The sequence below is a fragment of the Pontibacillus chungwhensis BH030062 genome, assembly GCF_000770675.1.
GTDB classification, from domain to species: domain Bacteria; phylum Bacillota; class Bacilli; order Bacillales; family BH030062; genus Pontibacillus; species Pontibacillus chungwhensis.
On sequence record NZ_AVBG01000004.1, the window covers coordinates 171,632 to 193,243 of the forward strand.

The 21,612-nt window shown below is 39.9% G+C and carries 17 protein-coding genes; 3 read left to right on the top strand and 14 right to left on the bottom strand.

All coding sequences use genetic code 11. From position 1 onward, the window contains the following. Position 1: 1 nt before the first annotated feature. The 7 genes from N780_RS07575 to N780_RS07605 all read right to left on the bottom strand — a co-directional run bounded on the left by N780_RS07575 (position 2) and on the right by N780_RS07605 (position 8,778). Positions 2 to 985 carry an alpha-ketoacid dehydrogenase subunit beta gene (locus N780_RS07575; RefSeq protein WP_036782016.1) on the bottom strand — a complete coding sequence of 328 codons (984 nt, stop codon included), beginning with the start codon at positions 983 to 985 and terminating at the stop codon, positions 2 to 4. A gap of 15 nt (positions 986 to 1,000) precedes the next feature. Further along, entirely contained in the window at positions 1,001 to 1,945 is a 945-nt protein-coding gene (locus N780_RS07580; protein ID WP_084599454.1) for a thiamine pyrophosphate-dependent dehydrogenase E1 component subunit alpha, read from the bottom strand. A gap of 69 nt (positions 1,946 to 2,014) precedes the next feature. Next, positions 2,015 to 3,436, bottom strand: a complete 1,422-nt coding sequence (gene lpdA, locus N780_RS07585) for a dihydrolipoyl dehydrogenase (RefSeq protein ID WP_036782020.1) — start codon at positions 3,434 to 3,436, stop codon at positions 2,015 to 2,017. A 14-nt stretch (positions 3,437 to 3,450) separates the two neighbouring features. Further along, positions 3,451 to 4,560 carry a butyrate kinase gene (buk, locus tag N780_RS07590; protein WP_198135840.1) on the bottom strand — a complete coding sequence of 370 codons (1,110 nt, stop codon included), beginning with the start codon at positions 4,558 to 4,560 and terminating at the stop codon, positions 3,451 to 3,453. A gap of 11 nt (positions 4,561 to 4,571) precedes the next feature. Continuing rightward, the gene (gene bcd, locus N780_RS07595) at positions 4,572 to 5,666 is read right to left on the bottom strand and encodes a branched-chain amino acid dehydrogenase (RefSeq protein ID WP_036782021.1); all 1,095 of its coding nucleotides are present in this window, start codon (positions 5,664 to 5,666) and stop codon (positions 4,572 to 4,574) included. 15 nt (positions 5,667 to 5,681) lie between these two features. Then, positions 5,682 to 6,587 carry a phosphate butyryltransferase gene (gene yqiS / locus N780_RS07600; protein ID WP_036782023.1) on the bottom strand — a complete coding sequence of 302 codons (906 nt, stop codon included), beginning with the start codon at positions 6,585 to 6,587 and terminating at the stop codon, positions 5,682 to 5,684. Between the two features lie 112 nt (positions 6,588 to 6,699). Continuing rightward, complete coding sequence (locus tag N780_RS07605; RefSeq protein ID WP_036782025.1) at positions 6,700 to 8,778, bottom strand: sigma-54 interaction domain-containing protein; 2,079 nt, start codon at positions 8,776 to 8,778, stop codon at positions 6,700 to 6,702. A gap of 139 nt (positions 8,779 to 8,917) precedes the next feature. On the opposite strand from N780_RS07605, the gene N780_RS07610 reads away from it, so the two are divergent. From N780_RS07610 to N780_RS07620, 3 genes are all read left to right on the top strand, one after another. Further along, on the top strand, positions 8,918 to 9,151 hold the full coding sequence (locus N780_RS07610; protein ID WP_036782027.1) for a DUF2627 family protein: 234 nt from the start codon (positions 8,918 to 8,920) through the stop codon (positions 9,149 to 9,151). 239 nt (positions 9,152 to 9,390) lie between these two features. Further along, positions 9,391 to 11,304: a DUF294 nucleotidyltransferase-like domain-containing protein gene (locus tag N780_RS07615; protein WP_036782207.1), complete on the top strand. Its 1,914-nt coding sequence runs from the start codon at positions 9,391 to 9,393 to the stop codon at positions 11,302 to 11,304. A 1-nt stretch (position 11,305) separates the two neighbouring features. Next, positions 11,306 to 12,028, top strand: coding sequence for a 3'-5' exonuclease (locus N780_RS07620; RefSeq protein ID WP_036782029.1), 723 nt, complete (start codon positions 11,306 to 11,308; stop codon positions 12,026 to 12,028). Between the two features lie 104 nt (positions 12,029 to 12,132). On the opposite strand, the gene N780_RS07625 is transcribed toward N780_RS07620, so the two are convergent. From N780_RS07625 to dxs, 7 genes are all read right to left on the bottom strand, one after another. Next, positions 12,133 to 13,488 carry an aspartate kinase gene (locus tag N780_RS07625; protein ID WP_036782031.1) on the bottom strand — a complete coding sequence of 452 codons (1,356 nt, stop codon included), beginning with the start codon at positions 13,486 to 13,488 and terminating at the stop codon, positions 12,133 to 12,135. 371 nt (positions 13,489 to 13,859) lie between these two features. Beyond that, on the bottom strand, positions 13,860 to 14,645 hold the full coding sequence (gene spo0A, locus N780_RS07630; protein WP_036782033.1) for a sporulation transcription factor Spo0A: 786 nt from the start codon (positions 14,643 to 14,645) through the stop codon (positions 13,860 to 13,862). A gap of 370 nt (positions 14,646 to 15,015) precedes the next feature. Then, positions 15,016 to 16,302 (bottom strand): SpoIVB peptidase, encoded by a 1,287-nt coding sequence (spoIVB, locus tag N780_RS07635; RefSeq protein ID WP_036782035.1) that lies wholly within the window; start codon positions 16,300 to 16,302, stop codon positions 15,016 to 15,018. A gap of 236 nt (positions 16,303 to 16,538) precedes the next feature. Further along, entirely contained in the window at positions 16,539 to 18,272 is a 1,734-nt protein-coding gene (gene recN, locus N780_RS07640) for a DNA repair protein RecN (protein ID WP_036782037.1), read from the bottom strand. A gap of 29 nt (positions 18,273 to 18,301) precedes the next feature. Continuing rightward, entirely contained in the window at positions 18,302 to 18,751 is a 450-nt protein-coding gene (gene ahrC / locus N780_RS07645; RefSeq protein ID WP_036782039.1) for a transcriptional regulator AhrC/ArgR, read from the bottom strand. Positions 18,752 to 18,894: 143 nt separating this feature from the next. Continuing rightward, positions 18,895 to 19,707 carry a TlyA family RNA methyltransferase gene (locus tag N780_RS07650; protein ID WP_036782041.1) on the bottom strand — a complete coding sequence of 271 codons (813 nt, stop codon included), beginning with the start codon at positions 19,705 to 19,707 and terminating at the stop codon, positions 18,895 to 18,897. A 4-nt stretch (positions 19,708 to 19,711) separates the two neighbouring features. After that, positions 19,712 to 21,604, bottom strand: a complete 1,893-nt coding sequence (dxs, locus tag N780_RS07655) for a 1-deoxy-D-xylulose-5-phosphate synthase (protein WP_036782043.1) — start codon at positions 21,602 to 21,604, stop codon at positions 19,712 to 19,714. Between the last annotated feature and the right edge of the window lie 8 nt (positions 21,605 to 21,612).

Sequence of the window (21,612 nt, forward strand, 5' to 3'; positions counted from 1 at the left end):
CCTAGAATTCAGCAAGATCACGCATTGCTTTTTCAACTTTATCCGGATTCATCATGAAATACTTTTCCATTGGCGGTGAGTATGGCATGGACGGAACATCCGGACCAGCCAGACGTTTTACCGGCGCATCAAGATCAAACAAGCAATTCTCTGATACAATAGCAGATACCTCACCGATAATGCTTCCTTCTTTATTATCTTCTGTAATAAGAAGCACTTTCCCGGTCTTCTTCGCTGCTTCGATAATGGCTTCCTGATCTAACGGATAAACCGTACGAAGATCTAAAATATGAGCATCGATTCCTTCTTCAGCCAATTTCTCTGCGGCTTGAAGGGCAAAATGTACACATAGACCATATGTGATGACAGTGATATCTGAACCTTCTCGTTTCACATCAGCTTTTCCTATCGGTAGTGTGTAATCATCTTCAGGAACTTCACCTTTAATTAAACGATACGCTCGTTTATGTTCAAAAAATAGAACTGGATCATCATCTCGAATAGCTGCTTTCAATAGTCCTTTTACATCATACGGTGTGGATGGCATGACAATTTTTAAACCAGGTTGGTTTGCAAATACTGCTTCAACAGACTGGGAATGGTAAAGCGCTCCATGAACACCGCCTCCATAAGGAGCGCGAATCGTCATTGGTACATTCCAATCATTATTTGAGCGATAGCGTGTTTTTGCTGCCTCTGAGATAATTTGGTTAACAGCAGGCATAATGAAATCAGCGAACTGCATTTCAGCGACAGGACGCATCCCATACATAGCTGCACCAATTCCGACACCAGCGATTGCAGACTCTGCGAGAGGTGTATCAATTACGCGTGCTTCTCCAAACTTATCGTAAAGACCGTCCGTAGCACGGAATACGCCTCCGCGTTTCCCTACATCTTCTCCTAACACAAATACTTTCTCGTCGCGTTCCATTTCTTCATGTAACGCTTGTGTAACTGCTTGAATATAAGACATTACTGGCATATTCGTTCCCCCTCCTTACTCGTCCTCAGCGTAAACGTATTTCAATGCGCTCTCAGCTTCAGCATATGGTGCTTCCTCTGCGTAATCAGTAGCTTCATTGATGAGAGATTTCATTTCTTCTTCTAACTCTTTATCTTTCTCTTCTGTTAACACACCTACTTCTTGTAAGTATGCTTTGAATGTGACAAGAGCGTCTTTCTTCTTTGCTTCTTCTACTTCTTCACGCTCACGGTACGTACGATCATCATCATCACTTGAGTGTGGAGTCAAACGGTAAGATACGGTTTCAATAAGCGTTGGGCCTTCTCCACTACGCGCACGATCAGCAGCGCCTTTTACCGCTTCATATACTGCAAGGGGATCATTCCCGTCTACAGTATATCCAGGCATGCCATACCCAACGGCACGATCGGATACCTTCTCACAAGCTAACTGCTTTTCTAATGGTACCGAGATAGCATATTTATTGTTCTCTACCATTACAATAACCGGTAACTTATGAACTCCTGCAAAGTTAAGGCCTTCATGGAAGTCACCTTGGTTGGATGAACCTTCCCCTAAAGTTACTAAGGAAACAAAGTTTTTCTTTTCCATTTTAGCTGCAAGTGCAAATCCTACAGCATGAGGAACCTGTGTTGTCACCGGAGAAGAACCTGTTATAATGCGATTACTCTTTTGCCCGAAGTGACCAGGCATTTGACGACCGCCAGAGTTTGGATCTTCTGCTTTTGCGAATCCAGATAACATTAAATCTTTAGCTGTCATACCAAAAGATAAAACAACACCCATATCGCGATAATACGGAGCTACATAGTCTTGTTCTCGATCTAATGCATAAGAGGCTCCCACCTGTGCGGCTTCTTGTCCCTGACAAGAAATAACAAACGGGATTTTTCCTGAACGATTTAACAACCACATTCTTTCATCGATGCGTCGAGCAAGGAGCATCGTACGATACATATCTAATACTTCTTCATCTGAAAGGCCTAGTTTTTGGTGACGATTCTCAGTCACAAAAATTCCTCCTCATTATCCGTGAATTTGTTTTCCGTCAACGGCTAAAGCCGCTTCCCCCATCACCTCAGAAAGGGTAGGATGCGGGTGAATACTATGAGCAACTTCCCAAGGTGTTGCATCTAATACTTTGGCAAGACCAGCCTCTGAGATCATATCTGTGACATGAGGACCAATCATATGAACACCAAGAAGATCATCTGTTTCCTCGTCGGCTACGATTTTTACAAATCCATCTGAATTTCCGTACACAAGTGCTTTCCCAACAGCTTTAAAAGGAAACTTGCCGACTTTTACGTTGTAACCCTTATCCTTCGCTTGATCCTCTGTTAACCCAACACTAGCTGCTTCTGGGTTGGAATAGATACAAGATGGAACTTGCTCCATATTCAAAGGCATAGGGTCTTGGTCTGCCATATGCTCAACTGCTGTGATGCCTTCATGTGAAGCAACATGTGCTAACTGCATACCACCAATAACATCCCCTATCGCATAGATGTGTGATTCCTTTGTCTGATAGAATTTGTTTGTTTGAATGGATCCGTTTTCAACAACTATGTCGGTGTTTTCAAGACCAATATTATTCACATTCGGAGAGCGTCCTACAGATACAAGCATACGATCAGCAGAATAAGTCTTAGTTTCACCTTTATGTTCAGCTTGGATCTCTACGCCCGCTTCTTTCTTTAATGTTTCACCAAGAACTTTAGCACCTGTCACGATCTTTACACCCTTCTTCTTCATAAGACGAGTCATTTCTTTTGAGATGTCTTTATCTTCAGTAGGTAGAATACGATCGGTATACTCTAGTACCGTAACTTGCACACCAAAATCAGTTAGCATGGAAGCCCATTCAATTCCAATGACGCCTCCGCCAACAATGACAATCGATTCTGGAAGTTCTTTCATACTTAAAGCTTCATCAGATGTCATAACATAATCTTCATCCACTTCAAGTCCTGGTAATGTCCGAGGGCTAGAGCCTGTTGCAATCAAGACGTTTTTCGGTATGAGCATTTGGTTTTCATCTCCATTATTCATTTCAACAGAGATGGTTCCTGCAGAAGGAGAGAAGATGCTTGGACCTAAAATGCGACCAAATCCTTCGTAAACGTCAATTTTCCCTTTTTTCATTAACCCTTGTACCCCTGTATGTAACGTATCAATAATGGATTGTTTACGTTCTTGTACTTTAAAGAAATTAAGAGTAGGAGGTTCTGTCTCAATCCCAAATGTATCCGCTTTCTTCGTTTGTTCGAACACTTCCGCACTTCGAAGCAATGCTTTTGAAGGAATACAGCCTTTATGAAGACAAGTGCCTCCTAATTTCCCACTTTCAACAATAGCTGTTTTTAACCCTAGCTGAGAAGCACGAACAGCAGCTACATAACCACCTGTTCCTCCTCCAAGTACAACTAAATCATATTCATTAGCCAATGAAATCTCCCCTTTCATCCAATTGGGTTTGGGTAGTGTTTCGGTTGCTCTTCTTGGCGTAACACACGAAGTGTCCCTTCATTGAGAGCCTGCAATTCATTTTCTCCAGGATAGATTAAGCAGTCAGCAATCCAGTTCACACGTTCAGTAATCATAGAAACAAATGATTTCCCATAGGCAAGGCCTCCAGTTAACGCAATTGCATCAACTTTCCCGCCTAAAACCGCACTCATTGAACCGATCTCCTTGGCTACCTGATAAGCCATTGCATCAAAAATTTGACGAGCCTTTTCGTCTCCTTCTTCAATACGCTTCTCTACATCACGAGCATCGTTTGTTTCGAGATAAGCCATAATACCACCTTGTCCTACTAGTTTCTTCATGACTTCTTCGCGATAGTACTCGCCAGAGAAACATAAGGATACAAGGTCACCAGCCGGAACGGTACCCGCTCGTTCGGGTGAGAAAGGCCCGTCACCATGCAAACCATTGTTCACATCGATAACTCTTCCACGCTCATGGGCGCCAACTGTAATTCCACCACCCATGTGAGTCACAATGATATTAAGCTCTTCATATGGTTGATTCAGTTCAGATGCTACGCGACGTGCAACAGCTTTTTGGTTTAAAGCATGAAAGATACTCTTTCTAGGAATCTCAGGAACTCCTGAAATTCGCGCAACTTCTGCCATTTCATCTACTACAACTGGATCGACAATAAAAGCAGGTATATTTAAACTCTCTGCAATCTCGTGGGCGATAATCCCACCAAGATTTGAAGCGTGCTCTCCGTTATAGCCCATTTTTAAATCATCTAACATTTCTTCATTAACTTTATACGTACCTCCTTCGATCGGTCGAAGCAGGCCTCCTCTTCCACATACAGCATCTAATTTTGAACTACTGATGCCCTCATGGTGAAGGGCATCGAGTATGGTTTTCTTTCGAAATTCAAATTGATCGATGATGCGTGGGAATTGAGAGGTTTCTTCAGATGTATGACGAATCGTTTCTTCAAAAATACACTGGTCATCATTAAATACTCCGATCTTTGTTGATGTTGACCCTGGATTGATGACTAGAACGCGATACGATTGTTGCAAGATGTTTCCCCTCCACTCCATACTTCATTTCATTAACGACGGCTTAATATATTGTGACCGTTCTGTAAGAATTTGCTTTGTGTTCTACGACGTTTTTCAATACGCTCTTCAGCCATTCGGTCAGCTGCTTTGTATGTTGGAATGTTATCGCGACGTGCAATATTGAAAACTTCCATAACATTGTCGTAAAGACCTTCTACTTTCTTCATGGCACGTTCTTGGTTATATCCGTATAACTCATCTGCTACGTTAATAACCCCACCAGCGTTAATTACATAGTCCGGTGCATAGACAATGCCCATTTCGTGAATTTGATCTCCGTGACGCTCTTCTTTCAACTGGTTATTGGCTGCACCTGCAATCACTTTTGCTTTCAATTGAGGAATCGTATCGTCATTGATTGTTGCTCCAAGCGCACAAGGAGAGTAAATGTCACAGTCAACACTGTAGATTTCATCCGGCTCTACAGCTTTTGCTCCGAAATCTTCAACTGCGCGAGCAACAGATTCTTTGTTGATATCCGTTACGATTAGCTGCGCACCTGCTTCGTGTAGGTGCTTACAAAGGTTATACGATACGTTCCCAACACCTTGAACAGCAATGACTTTTCCTTCAAGAGATGGAGATCCATAAGCTTCCATTGCAGCTGCTTGCATACCACGATAAATTCCGTATGCTGTTACAGGAGATGGGTCACCGGAAGAACCGAATGCAGGAGAGATTCCAGTAACATAGTCTGTTTCCTCGTGGATTGTATCCATATCATGTACAGTTGTGCCGACATCTTCTGCTGTAATATAACGGCCATTTAACCCTTGAATATAACGACCAAAGGCACGGAACATTTCTTCATTTTTATCTTTTTTAGCGTCTCCGATAATAACCGCTTTACCACCACCAAGGCCTAAGCCTGCTGCAGCGCTCTTGTACGTCATCCCTTTCGCTAAGCGAAGAGCATCTTCAATCGCTTCTTCTTCCGTATCATATGACCACATACGTGTACCACCAAGGGCAGGCCCTAGTGTAGTATCGTGAATAGCTATAATCGCCTTTAGTCCTGATGCTTCATCTTGACAAAATACTAGTTGCTCGTAGTCGTATTCTTTCATATACTTAAAAATTTCCATAGTTCATTTCCCCCTCTATTTTTCTTCAGAAGTTAGTAGTGCAAGCGCTAATGAATATAATTTACTTTCAGCTGTATCTGAACGTGACGTGAGGACAATTGGTGCTTTAGCCCCGCTAATGACCCCGGCCACTTTCGCTCCAGCGAAGTAGACAAATGATTTATACAAAGCATTGGCGACTTCAATAGCAGGGACGAGTAAAATATCTGCTTGACCTGCTACATCTGACTGAATACCTTTTTGACCCGCCGCTTCGAATGACACCGCATTATCAAAAGCTAGGGGCCCATCTACAATACAATCTTTAATTTGCCCTCTTTTTTGCATTTGAGTTAAGGCTGCAGCGTCAACAGTGGCAGGCATAGTTGGGTTTACAACCTCCACTGCGGCAAGTGGTGCTACTTTAGGCATTTGAATACCAATACCTTTAGCTACATGTACAGCGTTTGATATGATTTGAGCTTTCTCTTCTAGTGTTGGCGTTATATTCATTCCTGAGTCAGTTAAAAGAACAAATTTGTCACGATTTGGTACTTCAAAAACCGCAACGTGGGATAATACCTTCCCTGCTCTTAAGCCATACTCTTTGTTAAGGACGGCTTTCAATACTATTTTTGTATCAATTTGACCCTTCATGACCACGTCTGAGTAGCCCTCTGACACAGATTTAACTGCTTCAGTTGCCGTTAAAGTCTGATCTGGGACGTGCTTTAATTCTATCCTTTCATCAGAAAGGTCTAATCCAACAACTTCAGCTATCTGTTGAATTTCACTTTCGTCACCCACAAGAAAGAAATTGGCAAGATCATATTCTAATGCATGTTTTACTGCCGTTACTACTTCCCTATCAGCCGCTTGGGCAACAGCTACTCTTTTTTTTGATTTTTGATCAACTTTTCCGAGTATGTCTTGCAACTTCATAAACAATCACCTTCCCATAACTCTCACATTACTACTTATGCAAAAACCATGCCAACTTCAGTGCTTTGAAAACGCTTTTTTGATAACACAAAAACGTGCAATACCTTGCGCACTACGAAAGATCTTGCATGCTGTTTTTATCAATACCGAATTTATCAAGCTTATAATACAAGTTTCGGATAGAGACTCCCAGAGCCTTAGCTGTCTTGGTTTTATTACCTCCACAAGACCGAAATGCATCTTTTATAACTTTTTTCTCGAAATCTTCAAGCGATTGTTGCAACGTTTGCCCTTCCCATTCTGTTGAAGGATCTGTTTTTCGCACAGGGTTTTTAGGGTGTTCAAAAAGCTCAGGTAAGTGAGATAGCTTCACTTCCTCTTCATTCATATTCATGTAAATCATAGCTCTCCCAATAATATTCTCAAGCTCGCGAACATTACCAGGCCAATTATATTGTTCTAAATAACGCAAAGCATCTCCCGAAATATCATTTACATTACGGCCGTAATCTTGGTTGATTTTATGAATTAAATGGTAAACCAAAGAGGATATATCAACATTTCTTTCTCGAAGTGGTGGAATGAATATGGGCAATCGATTAAGACGGTAATATAAATCCTCCCTAAAACTCTTATCCATAATAGCTTTTTCCATCTTCACGTTGGTAGCCGCAATCACTCGAACATCAATAGAGATCGGCTTTGTACCACCTACACGGACGATCTCATTTTCCTGAAGGACCCTCAACAACTTGGCTTGCATAGGCAAGGACAACTCACCAATTTCATCAAGGAATATACTCCCATGATTAGCTTCTTCGAAGTAACCACGCTTACCTCCGCGTTTAGCGCCCGAGAAAGCACCTTCTTCGTAGCCAAACAACTCACTTTCGAGTATGGATTCTGCTATCGCCGCACAATTCACACGAATAAATTTATTATGCCGACGGTTACTTTCATTATGAATGGCATGAGCAAACAACTCTTTGCCCGTACCAGACTCCCCCCTCAACAACACCGTTGCAGGGGTTTTAGCCCCTACCTTCGCTTGTTCAAGCGCAAGGGTCATTTCCGGCGAATCTCCAATAATATCATCAAAGGTATATTTAGCTTCAAGACTACGTATAATTTGCCGGGCTTTTCTAAGCTCACTTGTTAATGAACGAATTTCCGAAACGTCATGAAGAACACCAACACTTCCTTTTAACTTTCCATCCACAATAACAGGAGCAACATTTACGAGAACTTCTTTATTCGATGGACCGACACTCATACGGACACCACGAACAGCACGCCTCGTCTGAAGGACACGCATGTGCATACTTTCTCCTTCAGATATATCAGCCGTCGCGGGCTTTCCTACAATATCTTTTTCAGACAATCCCGTGATCCGTGTATAAGCCGGGTTAATCATAATCCCCATCCCATTTTCATCTACCACAGAAATTGCTTCTTCAGAAGATTGTATAATGGCTTCTAACATCGTCTTAACTTCTTTTAAATCTGTAACTTCTTCAGCCAAATCAACAACTTCTGTAATATCATTAAATACCGCGAAAGCACCTAAAACTTCTTGATGAGATCCGATAATAGGTATTCTTGTTGTGATAATCTTACGCCCATTTTCGAGCTCAAGTTTTTGGTTAACCTCTTTACGACGAACACGCAAAATGTGCGACAATCTTGAGGTTGGAATGATTTCTTGTATAGGCTTGTCCATCGCTTCTTTTCTAGTCGTTCCGAGGATCCGCTCTGCACTCCTATTCATAAATGTTACAGTCTCCGAACGATCAATAACAATCATGCCGTCGTGAATAGCACTCAGAATTAGTTCTTGTTTCTGAGTCTGCCTCTTCAGCTCTGACAATAATTCGTTTTTCTCTTCTAGCAGTTCTGATGTTATGTAAGCAACAGAACCAGGAATTACGACCGTTTTCTTCGATCTCGCCTGAAGCAACTCTTCAAATACCTCTTCATCTCCTGTTGCTTCAATGACAATATCAATACCCTGATCCAAATATTCTTTCCAATCTGTACCTGTTGGTATATTCTTATTTCTGGCCAATTGCATACCCGGCGCCATCTCTTCTGTATCAACGACAGCAACAATTTCCATCATCTCCGTGCTGCCTAAAAGGGTCAAAAGAGCCGTTCCCCCTTTACCAGCACCTACTACTAAAACTCTCTTCATCCGCATCCACACCTTGCAATTATTTGCATACTTTTATATTAGGTGAATGTGCACATTTTAGCAAGCGTAACGAGACTAGGAAGACCTAATTTTCTTTGATATACTACAATTGGAAGAGCAAAAAGGGGAGAACAAACAAATGGCTCGTTTTATGGCAATGTTGATTTTATTTGTCCCTGGAGCACTAGCTGTTTTAGGGTTCAAACTAATGCGTGATAGCTTATTCGGAATCGTACAACCTCTTTTATTCCAGGTATGGATTCAATTCGCTTTCGGGCTCCTCTTATTCTTGGGGGGACTAGCCTTCATTGGAGGATTCATTCTTTACCGTGATAAGAAATCCGGAAAGACTAAAGGGCGCTTTAAAGTCTAAAGAACAGCAACAACCTATGAAGACCACCCAGTAGTTGGGGGTCTTTTTTTAATGGACCCACTCACTCAGGCTGAAAACTTAAGTATTCAACCTAAGGAGATGACATCTATTCTACACGTCGCACACCTTTAATGCAACGAAGGTATGTTAACTTTCCTCACATAACACGTGATATTCTACAAGATGTTAACAATTTGGTATACTCTAATGAGGGAAAAATTTATTATGGAGGGAATAGATTGGAGAAATATGTTGAAGTATTTAAACAACAATATCCTTTTACAATGCTCACGGAATCACAGTATGACCGTGTTTTCACTGATGCTACTGTAAAATCATATAAGAAAAATCAATTTATCTTTCACGAAGACGAGAAAGAGGAAGAAAGTGATATCTACTTTGTTCTTAACGGCTTAGCGAAAAACATCCTTCACCGCTCAAACGGCAAACAGCTTTCCATCCGTTATTACTACCCCGGGGATCTTGTTGGAATTATGATAATGCTAACAAGTGGAGAAATGAAATTTTCTGTACAAGCACTCGAAGAAACAAAAGCTATTCGTTTCAAACGTGAGCGATTTGTTGAAATTATGTCTGAGAACCAGGCCTTCTCAAACATTGTGTTAGAAGGTATAAGCAATCTAATGAAGAGCCTATACCATGAAGTTAAATATAAAACGAGCGAGTTGGATGACTCAAGCTACGATCGTGATTTATTTAAGCAACGTGTTGTGTCTTATTCTGAAACACCTACTACAATCCATCATAATGCTTCTGTCACAGAAGCAGTTAAAAAGATGAAAGATGAAAAAGCAGGAGGACTTATTGTTTGCGGGGATGACCAAGAATTGATTGGCGTTTTTAATTATCAAGACTTAATCCTCGCCTATTTGCAGCAAGATTTTAATGGACGAATTGAAGAATACCTAAATGAAGAGCCCTATGCCGTTAACGATCAAGACTTTATTTACGACGCATTATCTTACTTAAAGCATAATCCTGCTGCAATTATCCCCGTACTACACAAACAGCAAGTGGTTGGATTGTTAAGGCAAACATCATTCTTAAAAATGCAAAACTCTATCTACTTTGATTTACGCTATCAGATCGGGAAAGCAAATTCACTAGAAGAGCTGACTAGCTTATCACCACGGTATAACAGAGCCTTTCAACAGTTCGTAGCTCAATTGCTAGATGACAACATGTTCGCTTATGATATTTGCGAACTAATCTCAAGCTACAATGATGAATTGCATAAACAAATCTTACACTTAGCTGAAGAAGACATGGTTGAGGAAGGATATGGCACTCCTCCAATTAACTATTGTTTTATCGTTATGGGGAGCGAAGGAAGAAAAGAGCAAGCTTTCAGCACAGACCAGGACAATGGAATGATTTTAGATGATTATGAACACCTTGAAAATAAGGACGAAATCGATACCTTCTTCAAAATCTTCACGGAAAAAGTGAACTATATGCTAGAAACCTGCGGATTTCCTTTATGCAGTGGTGGGATTATGGCCAAGGAACAAAAATGGCGTAAATCATTACAACAATGGCATACTTCTATACAGGAATGGTTAGATAAAATGGACGCTGAAGAAATCAGAGACTTCACCATATTTATGGATTTCAGACCAATTGTTGGGGATTTTTCTCTCGCATATGACCTCAGAGAATTTGTCACACAAAAAATCAAACGTTCTTTAACGTTGCAACAACTCCTTATGAAGGATACTTTACGATTTCGTGTTCCTGTTCAGCCGTTCGGCCGCATACATGGAACAGGACGCTCTAAAGTATTGAATTTAAAAAAAGGTGCTATTATGCAGATTGTAAATGCCGTCCGTATTTACACGATTAAATATGGAATTGATGACGTTAATACAATCAAACGATTGGATACCCTTCGTAAACACGAACGATTCCACCCAAGGGACACAGAGAATGCAAAACTGGCTTTGCATCGATTACTGAGTTTCCGTTTAAAACGAAATTTACAACAAATTCAGCTCCAAGAAACGCTGAACAACGATATTAGTGTAATGTCTTTATCTAAAGAGGAGAAGAAAATATTGCGTGAATCTCTCCTAATTGCCAAACGCCTTCAACAAGTACTTGAGTTAAGTTACAACCGAAATCGGGTGGTTTAACGTGCTACCGATTGATTTAGAGATATTAAAATACATCTTTTTTGAGAGGCATATGTACGCATATAAATTAAGACCTTACTTAAAGACTAATAAATATCATGAGTTACACGAAAAACTCTCTACCCAAGAACACAACGAAGATTTACTAAAGATGAATATACAGGAAGCCCCATTTACTATATTTGACTTGGAAACCACCGGATTACTTCCTGAATTAGGACATGAAATTATCTCAATAGGAGCGATTCGAATACAAGGGACTAACCACGTTTCCTACAAACGATTCCATCAATACGTTCGGCCAATACGACCCGTACACCAGCGCACCCTTAATCTCACTGGCATGACTCGCAAGGATCTCCAAAGAGGCCAAACGTTTCTCGAAGCTTATGATGATTTTATGGAATTTAGTAAAGACACTATTCTTGTCGCCTACCCAGCAGCTTTCGATATGAAATTCCTGCAAACTTTACTAAAAAGGTGGAAGCTCCCTATTGACACTCCACCCTCCATTGATGCTCAAAAATTGGTGAAGAAAATGTATCCAAATCATAAATACCAGCTTGATTCCATGATTGCATCTTTTGGAATTACACAACTCGAAAGACATCACGCCTTAAATGACGCTATTATGACAGCCGAACTCTTCCAACAAATTCTTCATGATATTCACTCTTACGGTATCAAGACTGTTGAAGATGCTATCCATTGGATACAAAGCTAACACTCATTTTATTTTAATATTCCACCTGCATAAAAAAGAGCTTGGATTCCCAAGCTCTTTTTGTTTTGCTATTTATATCCTTTTAGAGGCTACATCCACTCTTATTAACCCTCTACAAAGAATGCTTGATATAAGGATTGAACTGCATCATTAAGACGATCAGCCTTAATGCCAAACATCATTGAAACTTCAGATGATCCCTGATTAATCATTTCTATGTTTACAGATGCTGAAGCGAAAGCACGAGCAGCTTTACTAGAAACACCGATGGTACTATCCATTCCTTCTCCTACAATCATGATCATCGCAAGATTCCGTTCTATTGTAACGGTATCCACACTTAGTTCATCTTCAATCCGTTTTACAATAACCGCTTCTTTCTCAGGAGTTAATTGATCACTACGCATAATGACAGACATATCATCTATTCCAGATGGCGCATGTTCAAAGGAAATATCTTCTTCTTCCAAAATTTGAAGTAGATGACGCCCGAATCCCTTCTCACGGTTCATTAAATACTTACTTACATATAAACTTAAGAACCCTTCATCACTAGCAATTCCTACAACCGGTTGCCCTTTAGTGGTCGAGCGTTCAGCAGAAATCATCGTCCCCTTACGATCAGGGTAATTCGTATTCTTTATGCTTACAGGTATACGAGCTTTAAATGCTGGAATAAGAGCTTCATCATGAAACACAGAAAATCCAGCATAAGAAAGTTCACGCATCTCTTTATACGTTAATTCTACAATTTCTTTTGGGTTCGGTACAATGGTTGGGTTTACACAATAAACCGAATCCACATCCGTAAAGTTTTCATATAAAGATGCCTTCACTCCGGCAGCAACAATAGAACCCGTTATATCTGAACCTCCACGCGGGAAGGCCATTAATTGATCATCTTTCGTATATCCAAAGAAGCCTGGAATAACTAAAATTTCATCACGTTTCCTTAGTTCATACAACCGCTTATAACTCTCGTCTAATACCTGGGCACGTCCTGGTTCATTACTTACAATAATACCAGCTTCTTTCGGATGAACGTAAGAAGAGTCATACCCCAGAGTTGTTAAATATTGGCTAAGTACTTTCGCTAAGGTGTCCTCACCCATTGCTTTTAAAGCATCCATACGGTGAGTATATACAGTTTCCCCTGATACTATTGAGCGTAGTTGATCTTCTACCTCATTTAATAATGACTTAGACAAACCAAGGTCTGTTAAAATCTCACCAAAACGATCTAAAACTAAAGAAAGAACGGTTTCATACTCATCACCGTTATAACTTCTTTCACCTAATTGGATAAGAAGGTCAGTGACTTTAGTATCTTCTGAATGGCGTTTCCCTGGAGCTGAAACAACAATACATTTTCGTTGTGGGTCTGATGTAATAATTGATGCTACTTTTTTTAACTGTTCTGCACTTGAGACAGAACTACCTCCAAATTTTGCTACTTTCATTTCGCTTCACCACTTCTTTTTCTTTTTGGCTCTAGTGAACACTTTTATGTATTGAATGACCGTCTTGCAACGTGATCATTATAGAGAAGTAAAATCATACGTCATTCTTACCTTACATAAACCATAATCGTGAATAGAGCTTAAATTTTTATATAATTTTTAATCTTATCACGAATATAAGGAAGACGTAAGATTATTTTCATATTTTTTTAATTTATTATCGCAATAATGCTGTAAAGGGTTAAAGCAAATGTAATACGCGTCGCCTATGTAATAACTCTCAAAGAACAAAAAACAAAATAAAAACGCTCTTCTCAAAAGGAGAAGAGACGCTTAATATACCATATAAAAATTATAATAAAGACTGCAACCTAAACTGCCATATGCTCTAAACGTAATTTATCGGCAACCATCGCAATAAATTCACTGTTTGTAGGTTTTGCTTTCGTCATGGAAACTGTGTAGCCGAATAAGGAGGAAATGGAATCAATGTTACCACGGCTCCATGCAACTTCAATGGCGTGACGAATAGCGCGCTCTACACGAGATGCTGTCGTATTATACTTTTTTGCAATATCCGGGTAGAGTACTTTCGTAATGGATCCAAGTAATTCGATATCGTTATACACCATGGAAATGGCCTCACGTAAATACATATATCCCTTAATGTGGGCAGGTACACCAATCTCATGAATAATATTGGTTATACTAGCGTCAAGATTTAATTTCTTCTCTGGCTTTCTTTCACGACCAGAGCGACCAGAACTTTCAAAATTCGGCGCAAGACCATACACTTGGCGTATGTGGTCACGAAGATTGTCTAGATCAAATGGTTTCAAGATAAAGTAAGAAGCACCTAAATCAACGGCTTTTTTAGTTGTCTCTTCTTGGCCAAATGCTGTTAGCATAATTACATTAGGAAGTTTCTGTTTCCCTAATTCTTTCATCCGGCGAAGAACAGCTAAACCATCAACGTGAGGCATAATAATATCTAAAACGAGAACATCAGGATCCATATCCTCTAGCATCTCTAAACATTCTTGGCCATTATAAGCTGTACCAATGACCTCAATATCAGACTGTTCATCAAAATAGTCTTCCAGCATATTCAAGAGTTCCCTGTTGTCATCAGCTAAGCAAACTTTAATTTTTTCCACGAAATTTCCTCCTCAATTTCTATTGCTCCCGCTTTTCCTACAGTAAAATTTCGACACTAGCTGGAAATATCCTCTTTTTCTCATGAGAAATATAATCTTTTTTTCGATTTTCTTTAATTTCCTTCAATATACTCCCCTATTCGATATAATTCCGCATTCTTAGCAGAGATGGTTTCCATTTGTCGAATTATCTTTATACTTAATTATAACACCGTCCCTTAAAATGGCAATGCTTACTGATATATGAAATAAGTATACAACTTCCACATAATTCATAGTGAATAGCTGTTCTTTTGATGAAATCACTGCAAAAAAGCCTCTTATATGTAATTTCAGAAAAAAAAAGACAGGATATAATCGTTCCCTGTCTTTAACTCGCTTTTTCTTTTGGTTTAGATTTATAAATATCGATTCCGGCTTCGTGGAGCATCCATTCAATATGCACCCCGTAACCTGATGTCGGATCGTTCACAAATACGTGGGTTACAGCTCCAACTACTTTTCCATCTTGAATAATAGGGCTACCACTCATTCCTTGCACAATACCTCCGGTAACCTTAAGCAACTTAGGATCCGTAATCTTAACAATCATCCCTTTCGTTGCAGGAAACTTTTGAGGTACAGTACTTACAATTTCAACATCAAATTCTTCTACTTTTTCTCCTTCTAAGACCGTTAAGATCTTAGCTGGACCTTCTTTTACTTGATGTGATAAAGCGATTGGCATCGGTTTGTCGCGCAAACCATTGTCCACCTGCTTGTCTAATTCACCAAATATCCCAAAAGGACTATTTCTTGTAATAGACCCAATCCGATTTTCTTTAGCAGAGAATCGTGCATGCTTTTCTCCTGGTACCCCGTTGCTTCCTTTATCTATAGAGGTAACATTGGAACGTACAATAGTTCCTTCGTGAATTTCAATTGGCTTTCTTGTATCCATATCTGAAATCACATGACCTAAAGCGCCATACTTTTTCGAATCTGGATGGTAAAACGTCATCGTCCCTATTCCTGCAGCTGAATCCCTTATATACAAACCTATACGGTATTTAGAATCTTTTTGATCATATTTAGGTGTCAAATTGGTTTCGAATGTCTCATCGTTTCGTTTCATCGTAAGCTTTAACGCTTCTTTTTCTTCTCCGGCTTTTTTAACAAATGGAGCAACATCGCTCATTTGCTTAATGTCTTTACCATTTATTTTAAGTAAGATATCTCCTACTTTTACATTGGCATCTTCTCCGGGAGAAACTTTACCTGATGAAGTCTCCACTAAATGATGACCTACAATTAACACTCCAAGAGTGTGTAATTTTACACCAATTGACTGACCACCAGGGATCACTTTGAAATCATCCAGAACATTCACATTTACTTTCTTAATCGGTAGCCCTGACACTTCATAAAGGACAGAACTTTCGCCGACTTCATTTCCAATTAGCGCGTTACCATCTTGACTGACAACAGTATCGCCTGCTTTAATTTTTGTTTGTGCTGATGCAAGTGTTGGAATGGTTCCTGGATGTTGATCCTTAAAGATGGTTACCTGATCGGGGATCGAAAAATACGTTTGAACAGGTTTGAAAAACGGTACGCTAACAATAGCGACAAGGAGCAGGATACCAAGTGTCTTGCGAAAAATTTCAGTTACCTTCAAATAGTTCACTCTCCTTGCTCCCAACCCATTGCTTTTCATTTTATTTCTGTACTTATAATGTGGCCTTCAAGGCTCCGTTTTAAACCCTGCAAACATGAGAAAAACAAGGCATTCTTTCCTGCATTTCATTACAGTTATATGTATAGAATTCGACAAATCCACTTAAGTTATACGTATGATGCTTTTGTTTATTATTCGCGAAAAAATAAAAAAGAAAAACTGCCGAATCGACAGTTTTATGCATGTTGCTTTTTAAATTTGTCAGCAAGATCAAGCAACTCGGTAGCGTGATCTTTTGTAGTTTCCGTCATTTCTGCTCCACTTATCATGCGGCTCAGTTCTTCTACTTTATTCGTCATATCTAATTCTTCAACTACTGTTGTTGTCCGGTCATTTTCAACCTCTTTACGTATATACAAGTGCGTGTCTGCCATCGCTGCAACTTGAGGCAAATGAGAAATACATAACACTTGTGATGCAGCTGAAATGCCGTGTATCTTCTCAGCAATCGACTGCGCTACACGACCGCTCACACCAGTATCAACCTCATCAAAAATCACACTAGTAACACCCTGGTGCTTCGAAAATATACGCTTTAGAGCAAGCATAATACGAGATAATTCCCCGCCACTGGCCACCTTATGAATATCTTTCAAAGGTTCACCTGGGTTAGTCGTAATCATAAACTTAACGAGATCATATCCATTCGGTCCAATTTTAACTGATTTCCCATCTATAACTGGGTCCTGAGCAGATCCTTCAGAGCTCGAAAAATCCACTCCAAAAGCCGCTTTTTCGAGGTATAGATCTTTCAACTCTTCGTGAATTGCATTCGTTAACTGGATGGAAGCTTCTTTACGTACTTCATGCAGTTGTTTTGCTTCTAGAGCAACGTCTTCAGCTTTTTCATGGATAGATTGTTCCAATTTTGAAACGTGGGTATCTTTATTTTTAATTTGATCAATTTCCTCTTCTACTGAAGCAGCGTATTCTAAAATATCATTTACACTTTGACCATACTTTTTCTTAAGGCGGTTAATTTCGTTTAATCTTGATTCAATTGAATCAAGCTCTTCTTCACTAAATTCCAAACCATCAAGCTGATTGCGCACTCCATGCGCTAACTCTTCCACCATGTAATAGTGGTTCGCTAATTCTTCAGCCTTTTTCGCAATTTCATCATCATAATCTCGGGCATTCTCAAGAGAGGATAAAGCAAGAGACAACCAATCCATCGCTTTTTGTTCGCCATATAAAGCATTGTATCCATCATGAAGTCCCTTATATATCTTCTCATGGTTCATTAACTTATTACGCTGTTCCTCAAGTTCATCGTCTTCTCCTGGTTTTAAATTAGCCTGATCTAATTCATTGTATTGAAACTCTAGGAGATCAAGACGTTGCGCCATTTCTTGTTCGTTTTCACTCAATTCCTTATACCGTTTTTTTAAAGCGTCAAATTCTTTGTATAAGTCTAAGTAGTCGGATTTTGCTTGACCTATTTGATTACGATCAAATAAATCCAGTAATTCTATATGTCGATCCACATCCATAAGGGATTGGGTCTCGTGCTGTGTATGTATATCAATTAGGGTTTGACCAAATTCACGCAAAATAGCCAGCGTTACAAGCTTCCCGTTCACACGACAGATGCTCTTCCCGTTGGCACTGATGGTTCGATTTAATACAAGCATTCCGTCGTCTGCTATATCTACACCAAACATTTCTGCCTTTTGGAAAGCTTGATGACGATCATGATCAACATAGAATAAACCTTCAATTTCTGCCTTCTTTGTTCCGTAACGCACAAATTCTGCTGATCCACGCCCACCCGTAAGCAACTGGATCGCATCAATAATGATGGACTTCCCTGCGCCTGTCTCTCCAGTCAAGACGGTTAAACCTTCTCTAAATTGAACGGAAACTTCATCAATTATAGCAAAATCTTTAATGGATAATTCAGCTAACACAAGCTAGCACCTCAACTTTTCCAAAATGATTAAAGCATATCAAGAAAACGATCTCGAATCTGTTTAGATTCTTCTTCCGAGCGGCAGATAATTAGACATGTATCATCTCCACAGATTGTTCCTAAAATCTCATCCCAATCCAAGTTGTCAACAAGCGCTCCTACCGCATTTGCATTACCTGGTAATGTCTTCATCACTATAAAGTGACCTGCAGTATCAATACGTACAAACGCATCAATCATCAGTCTCTTTAATTTCTCCAACGGATTAAAGCGCTGATCAGCAGGCAAACTATATTTATAACGTCCATCAACCATAGGCACTTTTACTAAGTGTAATTCTTTGATATCTCTTGATACGGTTGCTTGAGTCACGTTATACCCCAAGCTCTTTAAACGATCAACGAGATCATCTTGTGTTTCTATATCATTCTCAGCAATTAGTTCCCTGATCTTTATATGTCGTTGCCCCTTATTCATTTTATCTCCCTCTCTTCTTTCCCTGTTTCAGGAAGGATCAATCTCCAATTCATACGTGGTATAAATAATCATTAGAGCACCTTTAAAACGTTTAAAAAATGGGACCACAAAACGTAGCCCCATTCGTTTAATCTATTCACAAATTAATGGGCATCGTGGGCTTCACGTACAATCTGTTCTACATCAACATTCGGTTGAATTCTACCCTCATTATTACCCTTCCATCGTAAGTGAGCTAAAAACTCAATGTTACCATCTCCCCCTGTAATCGGAGAATAGGTAACTTCTTCTACGATGTAACCTGTTTCAGCTGAAAACTGCAACATGTCTGAGAGTACCATTTTATGAACCTTAGGATCACGTACGATGCCTTTTTTTCCAACTTGCTCTCTACCTGCCTCAAACTGAGGCTTGATGAGAGCAACTACATCTCCATCACTCTCAATTAAAGTCCCAAGAACAGGTAAAATCAATTTAAGTGAGATAAAAGATACGTCAATTGAAGCAAAGTTCGGGATCCCCTTTGTTAAATCCTCCGGTGTCACGTAGCGAAAGTTTGTACGCTCCATTACCTCAACCCGCTCATCATTACGTAAGGACCAGGCCAACTGATTATACCCTACATCAATAGCATAACTTTGTGTTGCTCCATTTTGCAGGGCACAATCCGTAAAGCCACCAGTAGATGAACCAATATCTATAAGGATTTTATCTTTCACAGTAAGATTAAAGTTTTGCAAAGCCTTTTCTAGCTTAAGCCCTCCCCTACTAACATAAGGAATGGCTTTTCCTTTTACCTGAATCGAAATGGATTCATCCACTTTCACTCCAGGTTTATCCAACTTTATTGTTTCAGAGAACACTAAGCCTGCCATAATTGTACGCTTTGCTTTCTCTCTTGTTTCGACTAAACCTCGTTCTACAAGAAGTGTATCAAGTCTAACTTTTTTGCTCATTGCTTCAAGCCCTTTGCTGTTGTTCTGGTAGTATTTTTTTAATCTTAGATACAATATTGTCTGATGTAAGTCCGATTTCTTTATAGAGCTCTTTCACACTACCGTGCTCAATGAAACGATCCGGAACTCCCATACGATGGATTACCTGATTATAATATTGGTTTTCTTCTGCAAACTCTAAAACACCACTACCAAAGCCACCTTTTAAAACAGCTTCTTCAATAGTTAGAAGTGGCATCGATTGCTTCATTAAATCATGTAACATAGCTTCATCCATTGGCTTAATAAACCGGGCGTTTACAACTTTTACAGAAACACCTTGTTTCTTTAGTACTTCACTTGCTTTTAAAGCCATTGGAATAGTTGTTCCAAATGTAAGGATCGCTACATCAGCACCTTCTTGCAGTACTTCCCAAGATCCAATCGGTAGTGTCTTGAGTTGCTCGTCCATTTCCACACCAAGTCCATTACCTCTAGGATAGCGGAGAGCAATAGGCCCATCGTTATATTCAAAGGCTGTGTTAACCATATGTTGTCCTTCATTCTCATCTTTCGGCATCATAATCGTCATATTTGGAAGGTGACGTAAAAAAGCGATATCAAATACGCCCTGATGTGTCTCGCCATCTGCTCCTACCAATCCTGCACGATCTATACCGAATGTTACATTTAAGTTCTGACGACATACATCATGTACTAATTGGTCATAACCACGTTGCATGAATGTAGAATATATGGAAAGAAATGGCTTCATGCCTTGTGTCGCTAAACCAGCTGATACCGTGGTAGCGTGCTGTTCTGCAATTCCTACATCGAATAAACGATCAGGAAACTCTTCCCCAAATTTCTCTAATTTCGATCCAAGAATCATGGCTGGGGTGATCGCTGCTATACGGTGATCTGTTCGCGCTTTCTTGCGAAGGGCCTCACTAATCACTTCACTCCATGCTGGAGGAGCATCTGTAGGTTTGATCTTTTCCCCTGATTCAATCTTATATGGTCCAACCCCGTGCCACTTATCCTTCTGATCATTCTCGGCAGGGTGATAACCTTTCCCCTTCTGAGTCATAACGTGCACAATTACGGGGCCTTCTGTCTTTTTAGCATACTGTAAATTCTCCATAAGATCCTCAAAGCTATGGCCGTCAACTGGCCCATAATAAGTGAATCCAAGTTCTTCAAAGAACATTCCAGGGAGCATGAAGTATTTCATGCTATCTTTCAAACGCTCTGCTGCATTAGCAAGCTTTCCACCAACTGCCGGAATGCGCTTCAATACCCATTCCATTTCGTCTTTCACCCAGTGATATTTACGAGCACTTCTCATGCGACCAAGCACATTGTGAAGCGCACCAACATTCTGAGCAATGGACATTTCATTATCATTTAGAATTACGGTTACATTTTTCTTCTCATCACCGATATGGTTTAAAGCTTCAAGTGCCATTCCACCAGTAAGTGCTCCATCACCAATAATTGGGAGGATAGAATGATCTTCTCCCTTTAAATCACGAGCAATAGCCATCCCCATTGCCGCTGAAAGAGAAGTAGAGCTATGCCCTGTTTCCCAAACATCATGCTCACTTTCACAGCGTTTTGGAAAACCGCATAACCCTTGATATTGACGTAATGTATCAAATTGGTCTGTACGACCTGTAAGGATTTTATGAATATAGGACTGATGACCAACGTCAAACAGGATTTTATCTTTAGGACTGTCATACAGTTTATGCAGGGCAAGAGTTAGCTCTACAACACCTAAGTTTGCACCTAAATGACCTCCGGTAACAGATAGTTTTTCAATTAAAAAATTGCGTACTGAAGCCGCTAATTTTTCAAGATCTTCATTCGAATATTCTTTTAAGAAGGATGGGTCCTTGATAGTATTAAGATCCATTCGGGATC

What these genes read in the sequence shown, in the direction of transcription:
- N780_RS07575 (WP_036782016.1), bottom strand. Translation starts at nt 985, where the DNA reads ATGCCAGTAATGTCTTATATTCAAGCAGTTACACAAGCGTTACATGAA.
- N780_RS07580 (WP_084599454.1), bottom strand. Translation starts at nt 1,945, where the DNA reads ATGTATCGTACGATGCTCCTTGCTCGACGCATCGATGAAAGAATGTGG.
- buk (WP_198135840.1), bottom strand. Translation starts at nt 4,560, where the DNA reads ATGGAGTGGAGGGGAAACATCTTGCAACAATCGTATCGCGTTCTAGTC.
- bcd (WP_036782021.1), bottom strand. Translation starts at nt 5,666, where the DNA reads ATGGAAATTTTTAAGTATATGAAAGAATACGACTACGAGCAACTAGTA.
- yqiS (WP_036782023.1), bottom strand. Translation starts at nt 6,587, where the DNA reads ATGAAGTTGCAAGACATACTCGGAAAAGTTGATCAAAAATCAAAAAAA.
- N780_RS07605 (WP_036782025.1), bottom strand. Translation starts at nt 8,778, where the DNA reads ATGAAGAGAGTTTTAGTAGTAGGTGCTGGTAAAGGGGGAACGGCTCTT.
- N780_RS07610 (WP_036782027.1), top strand. Translation starts at nt 8,918, where the DNA reads ATGGCTCGTTTTATGGCAATGTTGATTTTATTTGTCCCTGGAGCACTA.
- N780_RS07625 (WP_036782031.1), bottom strand. Translation starts at nt 13,488, where the DNA reads ATGAAAGTAGCAAAATTTGGAGGTAGTTCTGTCTCAAGTGCAGAACAG.
- ahrC (WP_036782039.1), bottom strand. Translation starts at nt 18,751, where the DNA reads ATGAATAAGGGGCAACGACATATAAAGATCAGGGAACTAATTGCTGAG.
- N780_RS07650 (WP_036782041.1), bottom strand. Translation starts at nt 19,707, where the DNA reads ATGAGCAAAAAAGTTAGACTTGATACACTTCTTGTAGAACGAGGTTTA.
- dxs (WP_036782043.1), bottom strand. Translation starts at nt 21,604, where the DNA reads ATGGATCTTAATACTATCAAGGACCCATCCTTCTTAAAAGAATATTCG.